This window comes from Rhodococcus sp. OK519, assembly GCF_003051005.1.
GTDB lineage: Bacteria > Actinomycetota > Actinomycetes > Mycobacteriales > Mycobacteriaceae > Prescottella.
On the sequence record NZ_QAOW01000010.1, the window covers coordinates 47,725 to 61,156 of the forward strand.

14 protein-coding genes and 1 riboswitch are annotated in these 13,432 nt (G+C 68.0%); of the genes, 5 read left to right on the forward strand and 9 right to left on the reverse strand.

From position 1 onward, the window contains the following. The gene (locus C8K36_RS21295) at positions 1–888 is read left to right on the forward strand and encodes a glycosyltransferase (protein WP_107986713.1); all 888 of its coding nucleotides are present in this window, start codon (positions 1–3) and stop codon (positions 886–888) included. 6 nt (positions 889–894) lie between these two features. Here C8K36_RS21295 and C8K36_RS21300 read toward each other — a convergent pair whose 3' ends face one another. From C8K36_RS21300 to C8K36_RS21310, 3 genes are read right to left on the reverse strand one after another with little or no spacing between them, the layout of a single operon-like run. Beyond that, positions 895–1,794 carry a glycosyltransferase gene (locus C8K36_RS21300; RefSeq protein WP_146176520.1) on the reverse strand — a complete coding sequence of 300 codons (900 nt, stop codon included), beginning with the start codon at positions 1,792–1,794 and terminating at the stop codon, positions 895–897. Then, positions 1,787–2,668 carry a glycosyltransferase gene (locus C8K36_RS21305; RefSeq protein WP_107986716.1) on the reverse strand — a complete coding sequence of 294 codons (882 nt, stop codon included), beginning with the start codon at positions 2,666–2,668 and terminating at the stop codon, positions 1,787–1,789. The genes C8K36_RS21300 and C8K36_RS21305 overlap by 8 nt, the downstream gene beginning before the upstream one ends. 55 nt (positions 2,669–2,723) lie before the next feature. Beyond that, a complete protein-coding gene (locus C8K36_RS21310; protein ID WP_107986718.1) occupies positions 2,724–3,488 on the reverse strand; it encodes an SIR2 family NAD-dependent protein deacylase in 765 nt (254 codons plus the stop codon). 101 nt (positions 3,489–3,589) lie between these two features. On the opposite strand from C8K36_RS21310, the gene C8K36_RS21315 reads away from it, so the two are divergent. The 3 genes from C8K36_RS21315 (at position 3,590) to C8K36_RS21325 (ending at position 6,734) form a co-directional block, all read left to right on the forward strand. Continuing rightward, complete coding sequence (locus tag C8K36_RS21315) at positions 3,590–4,462, forward strand: uracil-DNA glycosylase (protein ID WP_107987041.1); 873 nt, start codon at positions 3,590–3,592, stop codon at positions 4,460–4,462. 122 nt (positions 4,463–4,584) lie between these two features. Continuing rightward, complete coding sequence (locus C8K36_RS21320; RefSeq protein WP_258195535.1) at positions 4,585–5,103, forward strand: VOC family protein; 519 nt, start codon at positions 4,585–4,587, stop codon at positions 5,101–5,103. A gap of 92 nt (positions 5,104–5,195) precedes the next feature. After that, positions 5,196–6,734: an FAD-binding protein gene (locus tag C8K36_RS21325; protein WP_107986722.1), complete on the forward strand. Its 1,539-nt coding sequence runs from the start codon at positions 5,196–5,198 to the stop codon at positions 6,732–6,734. 72 nt (positions 6,735–6,806) lie between these two features. Here the strand turns inward: C8K36_RS21325 and C8K36_RS21330 are convergent, their stop codons facing one another. The 5 genes from C8K36_RS21330 to C8K36_RS21350 form a co-directional block, all read right to left on the reverse strand. Continuing rightward, on the reverse strand, positions 6,807–7,502 hold the full coding sequence (locus tag C8K36_RS21330; protein WP_107986724.1) for a hypothetical protein: 696 nt from the start codon (positions 7,500–7,502) through the stop codon (positions 6,807–6,809). Between the two features lie 228 nt (positions 7,503–7,730). Further along, on the reverse strand, positions 7,731–8,492 hold the full coding sequence (locus tag C8K36_RS21335; RefSeq protein ID WP_107986726.1) for an ABC transporter ATP-binding protein: 762 nt from the start codon (positions 8,490–8,492) through the stop codon (positions 7,731–7,733). After that, entirely contained in the window at positions 8,485–9,291 is an 807-nt protein-coding gene (locus C8K36_RS21340) for an ABC transporter permease (protein WP_107986728.1), read from the reverse strand. The genes C8K36_RS21335 and C8K36_RS21340 overlap by 8 nt, the downstream gene beginning before the upstream one ends. Then, positions 9,269–10,297, reverse strand: coding sequence for an ABC transporter substrate-binding protein (locus C8K36_RS21345; RefSeq protein ID WP_107986730.1), 1,029 nt, complete (start codon positions 10,295–10,297; stop codon positions 9,269–9,271). The genes C8K36_RS21340 and C8K36_RS21345 overlap by 23 nt, the downstream gene beginning before the upstream one ends. Further along, on the reverse strand, positions 10,294–11,040 hold the full coding sequence (locus C8K36_RS21350; protein WP_420910923.1) for a TenA family protein: 747 nt from the start codon (positions 11,038–11,040) through the stop codon (positions 10,294–10,296). The genes C8K36_RS21345 and C8K36_RS21350 overlap by 4 nt, the downstream gene beginning before the upstream one ends. Continuing rightward, a riboswitch (TPP riboswitch) is annotated at positions 11,034–11,130 on the reverse strand. Its footprint overlaps the gene before it by 7 nt. 89 nt (positions 11,131–11,219) lie before the next feature. Here C8K36_RS21350 and C8K36_RS21355 point away from each other — a divergent pair. Beyond that, positions 11,220–12,788: a carboxylesterase/lipase family protein gene (locus tag C8K36_RS21355; protein ID WP_107986734.1), complete on the forward strand. Its 1,569-nt coding sequence runs from the start codon at positions 11,220–11,222 to the stop codon at positions 12,786–12,788. On the opposite strand, the gene C8K36_RS21360 is transcribed toward C8K36_RS21355, so the two are convergent. Continuing rightward, positions 12,785–13,417 (reverse strand): nitroreductase family protein, encoded by a 633-nt coding sequence (locus C8K36_RS21360; protein ID WP_107986736.1) that lies wholly within the window; start codon positions 13,415–13,417, stop codon positions 12,785–12,787. The two genes, C8K36_RS21355 and C8K36_RS21360, sit on opposite strands and share 4 nt — an antisense overlap. Positions 13,418–13,432: the final 15 nt, after the last annotated feature.

Here is a 13,432-nt window from a genome sequence, read left to right on the forward strand (position 1 = left end):
ATGTCTGGGAGAACACCGGAACTGGTGTCGGTGATCGTGCCGGCCTACAACGCCCGGCACGTCATCGATGAGCAGCTCGAAGCTCTCGCGAATCAGGACTACGCCGGTCCGTTCGAGGTCGTCGTCGGCGACAATGGTTCCACCGACGGACTGCACGAGCACCTCGAAGCTCATCTCCTCCGCGACCGGCTGCACCTCCGGTGTGTGCCGGCACCCGAGGTGCGGGGCGCCTCGCATGCGCGCAACGCGGCCGTTGCAGCGGCGGCGGGCGACCTGCTGGCCTTCTGCGACGCCGACGACCGCGCCCATCCGGGGTGGCTGTCGGCGCTGGTGGAGGCGGCGTCGCAGTACGACATGGTCAGTGGCGCCCTGGAGAACATGTCACTGAACAGTCAGGAGGTGGCGGACCGAATGCTCATGCAGCCACCCGAGCAGGGGTTCGCGTTTCCCGGTTTCCTCCCGTTCGCAAACGGCTGTTCGTGTGCGGTGTGGCGTGATGCCTACGATCGGGCCGGCGGTTGGGACGAGTCGTACACGTTCGCGGGCGAAGACGTCGAATTCTCCTGGCGTGTTCAGTTGGTGGGCGGAACCTTCGGTCATGCTCCGCGGGCGCTCATGGCGTACCGCGTCCGTACCGCTTACCGGGAGTTGTGGAACCACAGCGCCCGGTACGGGGAAGCGGATCCTCGCCTGTTCAAGCAGTACCGGAGCAGGGGATTCACTCGGAACGTGTTCGCCTTCCCGGTGCTGTTTACTTTGCTGCTGCTTCGAAACCCGTTGTTGCCGAGAGCATTGACACGCCTGTCGACGGGGCAGTGGCTCATCTACGCCGGTCGCATGGTCGGTCGTGTGCGCGGGAGCATCCGATATCGGGTGTACTTCCTCTGATAGAGATCAGACGAAGTAGACCCGATACTTGAAGCTTCCGCGCACACGGCCTGCGGCGAACGCCGCGTAGTAGATCCAGCCGCCTGTCGACAGCCTGCTGATGAACGTAGGCACCACCGGGCACCGCGCGACCAGTGCCAGCGCGAACAGCAGCAGCGGCAGCGGTTTGGTGGGACGCAAGCCGTACGACCGGTAGTGGCGGTACAGTTCCGGCCCCGCCATGCCGTAAGCGAACGACTGTCGCCAGAGCGCGCGGTAGTTGTCGCGGAGGCGATACGCCACCATTGCTTTCGGCTCGTGGCCGAGGGTGAGTCCGGCGAGCTGGAGGCGCCAGGTGAAGTCGACGTCCTCACCAACCGTGAGAGATTCGTCGAATCCGCCGGTCGTGTCGAATGCGGTTCGCCACAGGCCGAGGTTGCCGGACAAGGCGAAGTCGAGGAATCCCGGTGTCTCCTCACGCTTGTCCGGCGGGGTCACCGGCCGCCACGACGCAACGTCGGGGGAGTTCAGCGTCGTCGTCTCCACAGGCCCTCCGACGGCGTCGTATTCGGCGGATGCCCGTACGAGCGCGGACAGCCAACCCGGGTGAACCCGGTCGTCGGCGTCGCAGAACGCGAGGAAGTCTCCCTTGGCGGCCGCGGCACCAGCGTTGCGGGCGTGCGGAGCACCCTTGATGAGGGACGAGTCGATGCACCGCAAGTCGAGGACCGTGTGCAGGGGGTGGTCCGCGAGGTGCTCCTCGAGGCCGTCGGTGGAGCCGTTGTCACTGACGACGACCTCGAATGTCCCGGAGTAATCCTGCTCGGCCAGCGCCGTCAACTGGACGTCGATGAGATTGCGCGCGTTGTGGGCCGGGATGACGACCGAGACCATCGTCGGCGCCCGGCGGACAGCGGAGTCAGACAAAGAACACTCGATTCTGCCAGGATGCCTTGAGTTTTCCCGCGAGGAACGCGGTCTGCGCGACCCACATTCCGCGCGGAACGCGTGCGACGAATCTCGGAACCAGTGGGTTGAGGAGTACGACACCGAGAATTGAGAGCCCCAGGGCCTTCGTCGATGCGCGCTTCGGGGTGTGTTCACGGAAGGCTAGATGGACCTGAACGGAGGTCCGCCCGTACGCGGACATCTGCTTCCACGTCCCTCGGTAGGTGTCGCGGAAACGATACGCCACCAACGCATCCGGAGCGTGCCCGAGCGTCAGCCCGGCCAGCTGAAGCTTCCACGACATCGCGACGTCCTCCCCGCCGCCCCGGAAGGACTCGTCGAATCCGCCTACCTTCTCCAGGCTCGACCGCCAGGCTCCGAAGTTGCAGCCGATTGCGTACGGCAGGAAGTCGGAGGCGCCGAACCGCTCGTCGGGCGCCGGCATGATCCGCCACGATGCGACCTCCGGTGTGTTGATCGATGCGGTTTCGACCGGGCCGCCGACAGCGTCGAAGCTCTCGGCCACGCATGTCAACGCCGTCAGCCAGCCTGGGTGGACACGATCGTCCTGATCGCAGAATGCGAGGAAGTCGCCATCAGTGGCCGCGATTCCGACGTTTCGTGCGTACGCCGTGCCTTGACCGTCTGAGCTGTCGACGTATCGCAGCTTCAATCGAGACGTCACCGGATGATCCGCGAGATGACCCGCAAGCCCGTCGGTCGACCCGTTGTCGCTGACCACAACCTCGAAGTCGCCCGTGTAGTCCTGGGCGGCCAGGGCGTCGAGCTGTTCGTCGATGAGATCGACAGCGTTGTACGCCGGGATGATCACGGAAACCAGTAGGGGAGCCACCGCCGGAGTTTATGGCACATATGTGGTTTGTCGCTCCGGATACAACTCGACTCTGCTACCGGTCGCCGCCGATCGCATCGACCAGGGCGGGAAGCCCCGTAGCTGCGGTAGTGCGCCAGGTGTGCGAGATGTGCCGGCTGAGGTCTGTTGCCTCCGGGTTGATCTCGACGACGGTGGCGCCGGTGCGCGCCGCAAGGATCGGCAGTTCCGCGGCGGGGTGGACCACCGCGGAGGTGCCCACGACGACCATGAGGTCGCACGTCTCGACGGCCGCGACCGCCCGCGTCCACGCATCCTCGGGCAGCGCTTCGCCGAACCACACCACGCCGGGACGAACTGCGCCTCCGCAGCTCTCACAGGACGGTGGCGCCAGTGGGCCGGTCGGTTCGGTGTCGACACCGCCGTCGGTGGGATGCGCTGCACCGCAACGGGAGCAGCGGGGTGAGAACAGGCTGCCGTGCAGGTGTGCGACGACGTCGGAGCCCGCTCGCTCGTGCAGATCGTCGACGTTCTGCGTGACGACGCTCAGCTGCGTCCGGCTTGCCCAGTCGGCGACGGCGCGGTGGCCGGCATGCGGCTGCACCCGCCGCACGAGTCCCGTCCGCCACTGGTACCAGGCCCACACCAGCCCGCTGTCGCGGTCCCAGGCCTCGGGCGTGGCCAGTTCGGTCGGATCGAACTGCGCCCACAGACCGGTCTGGGCGTCCCGGAAGGTCGGCACCCCGCTCTCCGCGGACATGCCGGCACCACTGAAGACAACCACCCGGCGTGCGGCCCGCGCCACGTCCACGAGCACTGGATCGACGGGGTGCGAGTTCATGCGGTCGATTGTGCAGGTCGTATTCCGCCGGTCCGCACCCGACTGACTCGTGTCGCGCTGATCGGGTTGAATTGACGTATGTCTACGAGCGCACGGATCCGATGACCGGTCAGTTGCTGCCGCATCCCGGGACGGGGAAGTCTTTCCCGTCTCCGGTTCCGCCCGGCACCGGGTGGCCCGGGGACCCCGCAGACGCGCAGACGCCGGTGGCGCGGACCGCCGAGGACGTCGTCGCGGTGGCGGCCGGTGCGAAGAACCTCCTCGAAATCGATGCCCGGATCAGTGTGTGTCGGGCCTGCCCGCGGCTGGTGGACTGGCGTGAGGAGGCCGCCGAGACCAAGCGCCGTTCCTTCGCGGACCAGCCCTATTGGGGTCGCCCGCTCGTCGGCTTCGGTGCCGACTTCCCGAAGCTGCTCATCATGGGCCTCGCCCCGGCCGCGAACGGTGGCAACCGCACCGGGCGGATGTTCACCGGCGATCAGGCCGGCGACTGGCTGTTCCGCGCACTGCACCGCGCTGGACTCGCGAGCAAGGAGACCGTCGAATACGCCGGCGACGGGCAGAAGTTGTTCGGGGTGCGGATGCTCTCGGCGGTAAGGTGCGCGCCGCCCGAGAACAAGCCGAGTACCGAAGAACGGGACTGCTGCGCCGGTTGGCTCGATGCAGAGTTGTCGAAGCTGCTGCCCTTCGCGCGAGCCATCGTCGCGCTCGGCGCCTTCGGCTGGGACGCGACGCTCGGCGCAGTACGACGGGCCGGTGGCACCGTGCCCACGCCGAAGCCGAAGTTCGGGCACGGTGCGGTGGCCGTACTCCACACCGCGGACGGCAAGCCGCTCAACGTCATCGGTTGCTATCACCCCAGCCAACAGAACACCTTCACCGGCAGGCTCACCGAGAAGATGCTCGACGACGTCCTGTCTCGCGGGCAGGAACTGGCGGGGCTCGGCTGGGGATGCGGCGGATCGGGTCGCTGACGACGCCCGGCCGGCGAGCCCGACCGCGCTCGATCCGTCCTCTCAGTGGGACGAGCGCTTGAACCACCACCGGTAGCGGTGGCTACCATCACACACCACGTCGAATGCCGTTGGAGGTGTGCATGAGTCTCGAGGTTCCCGAACCCGCAGTTCAGATGGGTTATGTGGTGGCGGATCTCGATGCCGCGATCGAGCACTGGGTCACCCACGCCGGTGTCGGACCGTGGACCGTGTTCCGTGGCGTGAGCCTCACCGGCCGCTACGCGGGACAGGACACCGTCGTGTCCATGGACGTCGCAATGGGTTACACCGGCGACCTCCAGATCGAACTCATGCAGATCACCTCGTCCACCCCGTCGCCCTACACGGACGCGGCGGGGAATCCGCTGGCCGGACCACACCACATCGCGTGGATCACCGACGATCTCGATTCCGCTCTCGCTGCCGCACGAGACCGCGGCCTCGAGGAGCTTTTCGTCGCCGAGGGTCCCGGCACCCGGGTCGCCTACGTGCATGCGCCTTCCCAGCCGGGTGTCGTCTTCGAATACATCCAGAGCGCCGGCATGCGCGAACTGATCGCCTACGGCATCGAACAGTCCCGTAGTTGGGACGGAACCAACCCTGTGCGTCCGGTCGGCTGACCGCGGCGCACCTCCCCAGGGGCCGCAAGGCCCCGATCTCCGCATCGACGAGGCGGAGAAACCGATCCGGCGTCGCCGGGAAAGGCTGAACGATGGTCAACTGGAACGAAGAATGTGACGTATTGGTGGCCGGGTCGGGCGCCGGTGGCGTCACCGGTGCCTACACCGCTGCCCGCGAGGGCCTGGACGTGATCCTGGTCGAGGCGACGGACAAGTTCGGCGGCACCACCGCGTACTCCGGTGGCGGTGGATTCTGGTTCCCGTGCAACCCGGTGCTGCAGCGCGCCGGCGTCGACGACACGATCGAGGACGCGCTCGAGTACTACCACGCCGTCGTCGGTGACCGGACCCCGCGCGAGCTGCAGGACACCTACGTCAAGGGTGGCGGCCCGCTGGTCGGGTACCTCGAGCAGGACGACGACCTGGAGTTCGCCACCTACCCGTGGCCGGACTACTTCGGCAAGGCACCCAAGGCCCGCAACGACGGACAGCGGCACACCATCCCGAGCCCGCTGCCGGTCTCCGAGGTCGGTGACCTGCACAAGCTGGTTCGCGGTCCCCTCGACTTCGACCGCCTCGGCGCGGAGCTGCCCGAGATGCTGATCGGTGGCCGCGCGCTGATCGGTCGCTTCCTCAAGGCGATCGGCAAGTACCCGAATGCGAAGCTGAACCTGAACACCCCGCTCGTCGAGCTGGTGGTCGAGGGCGGCGCCGTCGCCGGTGCGATCGTCGAGCGTGACGGCGAGCAGGTCGCGATCCGCGCCCGCAAGGGCGTCATCCTGGCCGCCGGCGGCTTCGAGGGCAACGACGAGCTCCGCCAGAAGTACGGCGTCCCGGGTGTCGCGCGCGACACGATGGGACCGTGGGGCAATGTCGGCAAGGCACACCAGGCCGGTATCGCCGTCGGCGCCGACACCGACCTGATGGGCGAGGCCTGGTGGTCGCCCGGCCTGACGCACCCGGACGGACGCTCGGCGTTCGCGCTGTGCTTCACCGGCGGCATCTTCGTCAACCAGGACGGCAAGCGCTTCGTCAACGAGTACGCGCCGTACGACCGCCTCGGCCGCGACGTCATCGCCGGCATGGAAGACGGTTCGGTCACGCTGCCGTACTGGATGATCTACGACGACCGCGCGGGCGAGCGGCCTCCGGTGGGCGCTTCGAACGTCTCGATGGTCGAGACCGAGAAGTACGTCGACGCCGGTCTGTGGCACACGGCCGACACCCTCGAGGAACTGGCCGCGAAGCTTGGTATCCCCGCCGACAACCTGGCGGCGACCGTCGAGCGCTTCAACGCGATGGCAGCCAACGACGTCGACGAGGACTTCGGTCGCGGCGAGGAGGCCTACGACCGTGCGTTCACCGGCGGCGGCCCGGCGCTCATCCCGATCGAGCAGGGCCCATTCCACGCTGCTGCGTTCGGCATCTCCGATCTCGGCACCAAGGGCGGTCTGCGCACCGACACCGCCGCGCGCGTCCTCGACACCTCGGGTAACCCGATCCCGGGCCTCTACGCGGCCGGTAACACCATGGCGGCCCCGAGCGGCACCACCTACCCCGGTGGCGGCAACCCGATCGGCACCAGCATGCTGTTCAGCCACATCGCCGCGATGAACATCGCCGGCAAGTAGGCCGCAACACACGCACGCGCCCCGCTGCCGGTCTTCCGGCAGCGGGGCGCGTGACGTTTCGGTGCAGTCGGCTCAGTTGTCGGTAACCGCGAAACCCCTGCCGACCGGGTTGGCCTGCGAGGCGATGCTGTCGAGTACCGCCGAGAAGTCGATGAATTCGAACGGTCCCCGAGTCATGCCCACCAACTGGGTGTCGTTGACGAACGCGGGCCCGCCGGAGTCGCCGCCGTTCGCGGTGGCGAGCGAGTTGATCCGCAGCGCCTCCTGCCCGTAGATCGCCCCGCAGGTGCGGCCCGTCCGCACGCCGGCCTTGCACAGCATGCCGTCGGGGTGCGACGGTCCGACGCTGTCGATCCGGGCCTCGGGCCCGTTCGAGGAGAGGACCGCGTCGGGGTTCAGTTCGATGACCACATAGTCGATCAGCGGATTGCGGTACGCGATGGTTCCGATCGGACTTCCCGTCCCGGTCGACCCGAAGCGGTACACCGTTGCCCCGTCGGGGAACTCGGTTGCGCCGCCGGCAGCCGCGGACACGCAGTGCGCCGCGGAGATTGCGATCTTGTTGCCGAGGTGGTCGGTGCCGACGACGCCGAGAGTGCAGTACTCCTGGTTCGTCATGGGATTCGACGGCCCGGCGTCGGGCTTCGCCGTCCAGGCGATGCCGTTCGAGACCGTTCCGGTGGCCGCCGATGCGGCAGGAGCGATGGCCAGCGCCGGCACGAGTGCGGCGAGGGCCGCAATCGCGGCCAGGAGAACTCGTTTCGTCATCGTGTACTTCCTGTCGGGTGCCGAGCACCCGCGATATGGAGGGGAGAACCGGCGCGGGGGCGATGAGCCTCAACCGACGGCCATAACGAAAGCGTAACGAGGAAGTCTCGATCCGTCGAGGCTCAGGGGACATTCATCTCGATCAGGCATGAACCGAACGGTTTCCCTTGAAGGGAAAGAACATTCGGGTATCGAAGCGACTGTCCGGTACGGCGCGTGCGGTCTCTGTCAGTCCGCCGATTCCTGCTCGGCGAGGGCCCGACGGGACTCCTCGTGTAGGACCTCGATGAGGTCGCGCTCGATCGCCGCGAACTCGGGCGACGTCACGATCGGCAACTCGCGGGGCCGGGGCAGGTCCACGATCACCTCGCGGCGAACCGTCGCGGGTCGCGCCGAGAGCACGACCACCCGGTCGGACAGGAACACCGCCTCGCGCACGTCATGGGTGATCATCAGGACGGTCCAGCGATATTGCTGCCACACGTCCTGCAGCCAGGTCTGCATCTCGGTGCGGGTCAGTGAATCCAACGCGCCGAACGGCTCGTCGAGCAGCAGCACCGATCGGTCCTGGACCACGGTGCGCAGCAGGGCGGCTCGCTGACGCATCCCGCCCGACAGCTGATGCGGCCGTGCGTCCTCGAAACCGGCGAGCCCGAACCGTGCGAACAGTTCACCGGCTCGGGCGCGGGCCTGCTTCTTCGGAACCCCCTGCACCTCGAGCCCGAGGGCGGTGTTGTCGAGCACCGATCGCCACGGGAACAGCAGGTCCTTCTGCGGCATGTGGGCGCAGGTGGGCGCGGACACGGTGCCCGAATCGGGGGCGTCGAGGCCCGCGACGATCCCGAAGACGGTGCTCTTGCCGCACCCGCTCGGTCCGATCACCGACACGAACTCGCCGGCGCGGACGTCGAGGTCGATGCGGTCGAGCACTCGTCTCGCACCGAATGACTTGGTGACGCCGGACAGTTCGACGACGGACGTCTCAGCCACGGTGTTCCTCCTGGCGCACCCAGGGGGCCACGACGCGCTCGATCGCGAATGTGCACAGATAGAGCGTCACGCTGATCACCGCCGTCACGGCGACGGCCGCCAGCACCAGATCGGTGCGGAACGAGTTCTTCTGGACGCTCATGTAGATGCCGAGCCCCGAACTCGCGCCGACATACTCGGCGAACACGGCACCGACGACCGCGTAGGTCACGCCGATGCGCAGCGCGGTGAAGAACCGGGGGAGGGCCGACGGTAGTCGCACGTAGCGGAACTGCTGCCACCGCGACGCACCCATGCTGCGCAGCAGCGCACCGGCCTCGCGGTCGGCGGACGCGAATCCCTCGATCAGGCCGATCGCCATCGGAAAGAACGTCGCGAGCGCGATCACGAGAACCTTGGGCAGCAGGCCGAATCCGAACCAGATGATCATCAGCGGTGCGATCGCGATGATCGGCAGCGTCTGGGACACCACGAACAGCGGGACGAAAGCCCGTCGGAGCGACGGCGAGAAGTCGACGAGGACCGCGAGTGTCCACGCCACGACCAGCGACACCGCGAACCCGACGAGCGTCACCTGCAGGGTGGACCACGCGTGGACGGCGATGTCGTCGCGGTGCGCCCACCCCTGCTCGAGTACTCGCCCGGGAGAGGGCAGCACCTGCGGACGGATCCCGCTGACCGTCACGTACACCTGCCACGCTGCCACGAGCGCGATCGCCAGGACCACGGCCGGGAGCAGACGGCGCACCGGGCCCGGGGTGGCGATCGCGTCGCGCTTACGGAGTCGCGAGGTACTCATCGGTGAAGTACGTCGACCAATCCGGTTCGGCGACCAGCGGTTTGCCGTCCGGTCCGGCGAGCAGTCCGTGCTCGTACAGGAAGCCGGAGTAGCCCGCCCACTGCTCCCGCGTCTGGGAGCCGACGCGTCCGGCGGTGTCCTTCATGTAGTCCGCGGCCAGCATTCGCTGGCTCTCGACCACCAACTGCTCGTCGCTGAAGACGCCGGGGTTCGCAGCGATGAGAGCCTTGGCGCCGCGATCGGGATCGTCGGCGGCCGTCTGGTAGCCGCGCTGCAGGGCCTGCACGAACTTGCGTGCCTGCTCGGGATGCTCGGCGAGCCACTTCTCGTTGCCGTTCACGACGATCGCGTAGGCGTCCGGGAAGCCGAAGTCGGTGTAGTGGAAGTAGCGCATCGGCGTGCCGCGGCGGGCCGCCTCGACGCCCTCCCACGCGAAGTACGACACCGTGAAGTCGGCCTGCCCGCCGTACACCGCCTCGTAGGCGGAGGTGCCGAGCACGACAGTCTCGAATTCGCCTGTGCCGCCGTCGTTCCGGATGACCTGGCGCAGGACCTCCCTCTCGCCGGGATCGCCGAACCCGGCGTACGTCTTGCCGTCGAGATCCTTGGGGCTCGCGATGTCGTCGCGGTCGGCCTTGATTCCGATACCCGTCGCCCAGTGCTGCAGCGGCGCGAGGACGGACACGGTCTGTGCGCCCGCGGCCCGGGAGAAGGTGGCTGAATCCTGGAAGCTGGTACCGAATTCGGCATTGCCCGCGTCGACGAGCGTGTCGGGCGACGTGTTGTTGTACGGCAGCACCTCGACGTCGAGTCCGGCGTCCGCGAAGAAGCCTTCCTGGAGCGCGACGTACAACCCGGTGTGGTTGGTGTTCGGCGTCCAGTCGAGGGCGAAGCGGATGGTGTCACCGGAGTCGGCGGTGCTGCCGCACCCGGTGAGGATGCTCATCGCCGACGCGACGATCGCGGAGGTGGCCAGGACGCGGCGCAGCCGCGACACCGACGTCACGATGCGGGCCAGGGCTGCGGGTTCAGGGCGGTGTCCCAGAACTGGAATTCGTAGCGCGTCGCGACGACGAACGCCTTCTCCATCGCATCACGCTGCGTGGTGGTCGCGGCGGCTGCGGCCGCGTCGACGAGACGGCGCGCGGTCGCGACGGACTCGTGGAATGCGGGGTCGTCGTACGTGGTCACCCACTGCGCGTACGGGTGCGACGGGTCGGTGGCGAGCACGTCGTGCGCGTCCGCGGCCAGCCGGCGGCCCACCTCGGCGTAGATCCAGAAACACGGCAGCACTGCCGCCGCGGCGACCGGGTACGGCTCGGTCGCGGCGGTGGCGGTCAGGTACGACACGTACCCGAGGCACGCCGGCGAATGCTCGGGCGTGCCCGCGCTCTCCGGCAGCGCACCGCTGCTCATCAGGCCCTCGTGCAGTTCGGTCTCGACCACCGCGGCGGTGGCGGCCGACGTCGCCCAGAAGGCCGCGGTCTGCGGATCCGGTGATCTCACCGCCAGCAGTGCGAGCGCCTTGGCGTATTCGGCCAGGTACAGCGCGTCCTGCTCGATGTACGTGCGGAACACGTCGAGCGGCAGCGTGCCGTCACCGAGACGGCGTAGGAACTCCATGTCGTCGATCGCGGCGCGCAGGACGGCCGTGCGCTCCCACAGTCGATCGGTGAAACGCGGCGCCCCGTCGGAGGCGGAGTTGACAGAGGCGGAGTGGACAGATGTGTCGTGGACAGGCGTGGTCATCGCCATGACATCCCTTCGTCAGCATTACCTGATGCAGGTTCCCGGGTGTGATCTCAGCCCCGCCTGTGCGGAGCACCCCGTGTCGTGAACGAGCCGACCTTAGCACCGCAGGATTGGTACCTTGGCAGTCGGCTGTCACCCTCGGTCGGCGGCCGCTCGGAGGTGAGGAGGGCCGCGCGATGGAAGCTGTGGAGATCGCCTCGGCGCAGGCGCCTGGAACCCTGGTGGTCGAGACGCCCAGCGGCCCCGTTCGCGGATATGCCGACGGTTCGGTTTACGCCTGGAAGGGGATTCCTTACGCGGCGCCGCCGATCGGGGACCTGCGCTTCCGCAGTCCGGCCCCGCCCGCACCGTGGGACGACGTGCTCGACGCGAACGCTTTCGGGGCGATGGCGCCGCAGGGACATGACACGTCCGTCCCCCTCGATCCGTCGATGCGGATCGACGAGGACTGCCTGACGATCAATGTGTGGGCCCCGCGACCGGACGGCACCCCCCGCCCGGTGATGGTGTGGATCCACGGCGGCGCGTACTGCCTGGGCTCGTCGGCCCAGCCGATCTACGACGGCCGCCTTCTGGCCGAACGCGGCGACGTCGTGCTGGTCAGCTTCAACTACCGCCTCGGGACCCTCGGCTTCCTCGATCTGTCGTCGTTCTCGACGGCGGATCGGACGTTCGAGTCGAATATCGGGCTGCGGGATCAGATCGCGGCCCTCGAGTGGGTGCGCGACAACATCGCGGCGTTCGGCGGTGACCCCGAGGACGTGACGGTGTTCGGCGAATCGTCCGGCGGCGGCGCGATCACGACGTTGATGACGGTGCCGCGGGCGGAGGGGCTGTTCCACCGGGCCATTGCGCAGAGTCCGCCGTCGACGTCGGTGTACGGCGCCGAGCGGGCGGCATCGGTCGCGGCCCGCTTCCTCGAGATCCTCGATCTTCCCGTCGACCGGATCGGCGAACTCGGCGAGATGCCGGTCGAACACTTGGTCAAGGCGGGCGACATGCTCGTCGACGAGGTGCCGACGAAGGTTCCGGGCACGCTCGCGATGGCGCCGGTGGTCGATCGTGACCTCGTTCCGCACTATCCGGTCGCCGCCTTCCAGAAGGGGTACTCGCACCGGATCCCGCTCATCATCGGATCCAACAAGGACGAGGCGTCGATCTTCAAGTTCATGCGCTCGCCGCTGCTGCCGGTGAGCGCCGAGGCGGTGCAGCAGATGTTCGTCGGGCTCGCCCAGGACAACCCGGGACTCTCGCCGCTGCGCCTGGCAGAGATCGTCGCTGCGTACCCGGATAGCGCGAAAGCGCGAGGGGTGCTTGCAATTTCGCGTGACGCGGCCTTTCGGATGCCCGCGCTGTGGGTGGCCGACGCGCACAGTCGGCACTCACCCACCTGGGTGTACCGGTTCGACCACGCCACCCCGCTGCTCAAGGCGGCCCGCGTCGGGGCCGGGCATGCCACCGAATTGCCGTACGTGTTCGGCAATTTCGGAACGCTCAGTCCCGACCCCACCTTCTGGCTGGGGGGCCGCAAGACTGCGATCGAGGTGTCCGGCCGCGTGCAGCGCCGGTGGCTGGCCTTCGCGCGGCACGGTGTCCCCGCCGCCCTCGACGGCTCCAAGCACTGGGCGCCGTATACCGAGGAGACCCGGTCGACGCTCCTGATCGACAGCCACGACAGTCTCGTGCCGGATCCCGACCACGCGATGCGGGTGGCGTGGGGCGACGAGGTAATGGGTTTCAGCTAGCCGTTCGGCACCTCGACGAAGCGGTTCCAGCTGCGCACCTCCTCGACGGGGCGGCGCGACGCGGGCTTGAAGTCCGTGCCGAGCGTGTACGCGATGGGGAAGAGGCCGACCTGGGTGTAGCCGTCCGGGATGCCGAGGACCTCGGCGATCTGGCGCTCCCGCAGCAGGTGGACCGTCGTCCATGCCGATCCCAGGCCCCGGGCCCGCAGTGCGAGCATGAAGCTCCACACCGCGGGAATGACCGACCCCCACCGGCTGGCCTGCATGAACACCTCCATGCCGCGCGCGTCGTCCTTCAGCACCGGAATCGCGAGGGCCGGGACCTCGTGCAGATGCTCGCCGAGATACTCGACGGACGGCCGGATTCGGCCGGACTGGGCAGGGTCGGGGTTGCGCATGTTCGTCCGCGCCATCGCCTCGGCCAGGCCCTCGCGGTACAGCTCGGCGACCTGCGCGCGCACGGCGGGATCGTCGACGATCACCCAGTGCCACAGTTGACGATTCGAGCCGTTGGGTGCCTGCAGCGCCAGCCGCAGGCACTCGTCGATCAGCTCGCGCGGAACGGGGCGGGAGAAGTCGAGGCGCTTGCGTACGGTCCGAGTGGTTGTCAGTGCAGTTTCGAGATCCACGGGTCCGGATCCTTT

Coding starts and splice junctions, on each gene's coding strand:
- C8K36_RS21295 (WP_107986713.1), top strand. CDS start 1: ATGTCTGGGAGAACACCGGAACTGGTGTCGGTGATCGTGCCGGCCTAC.
- C8K36_RS21310 (WP_107986718.1), bottom strand. CDS start 3,488: ATGAACTCGCACCCCGTCGATCCAGTGCTCGTGGACGTGGCGCGGGCC.
- C8K36_RS21315 (WP_107987041.1), top strand. CDS start 3,590: ATGACCGGTCAGTTGCTGCCGCATCCCGGGACGGGGAAGTCTTTCCCG.
- C8K36_RS21320 (WP_258195535.1), top strand. CDS start 4,585: ATGAGTCTCGAGGTTCCCGAACCCGCAGTTCAGATGGGTTATGTGGTG.
- C8K36_RS21325 (WP_107986722.1), top strand. CDS start 5,196: ATGGTCAACTGGAACGAAGAATGTGACGTATTGGTGGCCGGGTCGGGC.
- C8K36_RS21330 (WP_107986724.1), bottom strand. CDS start 7,502: ATGACGAAACGAGTTCTCCTGGCCGCGATTGCGGCCCTCGCCGCACTC.
- C8K36_RS21340 (WP_107986728.1), bottom strand. CDS start 9,291: ATGAGTACCTCGCGACTCCGTAAGCGCGACGCGATCGCCACCCCGGGC.
- C8K36_RS21350 (WP_420910923.1), bottom strand. CDS start 11,040: ATGACCACGCCTGTCCACGACACATCTGTCCACTCCGCCTCTGTCAAC.
- C8K36_RS21355 (WP_107986734.1), top strand. CDS start 11,220: ATGGAAGCTGTGGAGATCGCCTCGGCGCAGGCGCCTGGAACCCTGGTG.